Source organism: Bradyrhizobium sp. Mp27, from assembly GCF_029953005.1.
Lineage (GTDB): Bacteria > Pseudomonadota > Alphaproteobacteria > Rhizobiales > Xanthobacteraceae > Bradyrhizobium > Bradyrhizobium barranii.
Window position 1 is genome coordinate 1 of sequence record NZ_JASAUS010000434.1, and the last position, 2,055, is coordinate 2,055.

Here is a 2,055-nt window from a genome sequence, read left to right on the forward strand (position 1 = left end):
CGTCAGGCGGCGAAAAGCCGAAGGCAATCCTGTGCGCCTCGTCAGACAAGATGTGCGGCCGCATCAATCGGGCCCAAAAGCCGCACTCTCACGAATAGGACGGGCTAGCTTCAAGGCCGGGTAGATATGGTGCAACCCATAGCTCGATATGCAAGTGGGTCGGAATGCTGATACCTGCCCTTGATCTGTGGATGTAGTTCAGCCGCAACTTCCACGTCTGACCTCGCAATGTATCTGCCACCCCACATCTCGATGATGTTCTTTAAGAGGTAAGTTGGCTTTGCGAGCCTCTTTGTCGTGGTTTGCGCATCAAACCACTCAAACGCGATCCTGATGCAGTCATCGTGTTCATGCACATTGGTCGGCTGTTGGTATCGGACGCGTTTTTTGGCCTCGGAGATTTGTTCAGTGGTGAGCATACGAGATCATCCTCGTCGCGTCCGCCGCATTGCTAGCCTTGCTACAGACCGTCGATAAATGTCGGGCCCGTTTCCGCAGCACTACGGACGCCTTTGCTCGCGAACAAGCGCGCAGCGGCTTCCCGCCCCCGCTCGTATCCTCTACCATAGCCCAAGCGCCAAGCAAGAAAACCGCTGACGCAAGCTATCAATACGAACGCACACCCAATTACAAAAAGAGAGGGGGCTGCTTGCGGCACAATGCATTCAGGGGTCATTGCGCCTGATCCATCGTCGGGCGCGAGTTGTCCTTCCCGCATTTCACCTCGATTAGATCAAACAGATCTGAACCTCCAACATTCATAAAATTCCGGCCCACTGAAAGTGCCGCCAAACTTACGGAGGTTGTATTGCCGACGTCGAAGGTTGTGGGTGACCCCACATACCATCGGCCGTCCGATCGCTTTGAAAATGCAGAACAGTCGATCGTATTGGACTGTGCGTCCTGCGCGAAAGCCGCGCTCATGAGAGCAATCGGAGGCAATAGGATGCAAGCAATATTCTTCAGCATGGCATGGACCACCAATGAAGGGAGACACCATATGCTGAGGCACTCGCTCCGAGCTAACAAGCTACCAAAAGTTGGAGGGAAGCCATTCTGGAGCATCGCGACGTACAGTGACAATCTCTTGGCTCTATCTGAGTGCAGATGACCAAGACTCTCGGTGCGGTGGGGTCAAACCCCGCCCCACCCGGTTAGCCAAACGGCTCAGTCGACGGCGTGGGCCGACGAACCTCTGCAACAACGTCGTCCTCCGGGCCACGAATGATGACGACGAATCGATGGTTAAACGAATCCTCCACTGAGCCGCCGACCACGGTGCAGGGGCGCCAGGCTTTGCGTCCGGCACCGTTGCGGCGGGCTGACCTCGGCCTCGGACTGCGGCGACAGGAGTTCGCCCACAAGGTCGACCGCGCCAGCGTGCCGGACGATTGGTTTCGGTTTGGGTTTTGGCTGCTGAGTGACCCAGCCCAACAGCGCGCGACGCTCCTCCTGGCCCAAGGGATTGGCCTCTGCTTGCGCGGCAGCTTGGCGGTCGAGAAGCTCGCGCTGTTTTTCCAGTAGCGCCGCGTATTTCGGGTGCACTTCGCGGATGCGATCGATCAGGGCGGGTTCGGAGTTTTTAGCCAATTGATTGACTCTCGATAGGTACGCACACGTGGCGCGATGGTGGGGTGGAAGGTTAGTCGGCAGGGGTTAGTGGTTGGCGTGAACGTTGTGCTCGATTGCCACAACGACCGGCCTGCCATCGCGTTCGCCGATTTCAAAAAGAACGCGCGTCCCGATTGCGGCGGCCACGCCAGCGCGCTGCAGGTCATTGAGCCTGCAAAAAACGCGAACGCCGCGCCGGTCATCGCGCGCAACGAAAGCGTAGCGCTTCGACTCGTTGATGTGGACGATCCGACCAGCGATCGGCCTGTTGCTGAGCCCCGCGTCGGCAGGGTGCTGCGCTTCAGGTTGATGATAAACGTGGTCTTTGTCGAGCAGCCACAAGCATCAGACGGAGAAGCGCAGCATGAAACATTACGCTGGACTGGACGTGTCGGTCAAAGAGACGTCCCTGTGCATTGTCGACGAAACGGGCCGCATTTGCCG

3 protein-coding genes and 1 pseudogene are annotated in these 2,055 nt (G+C 57.8%); 1 reads left to right on the forward strand and 3 read right to left on the reverse strand.

The features are described 5' to 3' along the window. Positions 1 to 672: 672 nt before the first annotated feature. The 3 genes from QJT78_RS50660 to QJT78_RS50670 all read right to left on the reverse strand — a co-directional run bounded on the left by QJT78_RS50660 (position 673) and on the right by QJT78_RS50670 (position 1,953). Positions 673 to 969, reverse strand: a complete 297-nt coding sequence (locus QJT78_RS50660) for a hypothetical protein (RefSeq protein WP_080586951.1) — start codon at positions 967 to 969, stop codon at positions 673 to 675. A gap of 276 nt (positions 970 to 1,245) precedes the next feature. Further along, a complete protein-coding gene (locus QJT78_RS50665; RefSeq protein WP_129557693.1) occupies positions 1,246 to 1,590 on the reverse strand; it encodes a hypothetical protein in 345 nt (114 codons plus the stop codon). A 66-nt stretch (positions 1,591 to 1,656) separates the two neighbouring features. Further along, positions 1,657 to 1,953, reverse strand: a complete 297-nt coding sequence (locus tag QJT78_RS50670) for a hypothetical protein (RefSeq protein WP_028154587.1) — start codon at positions 1,951 to 1,953, stop codon at positions 1,657 to 1,659. On the opposite strand from QJT78_RS50670, the pseudogene QJT78_RS50675 reads away from it, so the two are divergent. Continuing rightward, positions 1,937 to 2,055, forward strand: a pseudogene (locus QJT78_RS50675) (IS110 family transposase); the annotation flags it as partial. The gene QJT78_RS50670 and the pseudogene QJT78_RS50675 overlap by 17 nt on opposite strands.

Bases quoted from the DNA above. Each gene is read 5' to 3' on its own strand.
- QJT78_RS50660 (WP_080586951.1), bottom strand. From the start codon at position 969: ATGCTGAAGAATATTGCTTGCATCCTATTGCCTCCGATTGCTCTCATG.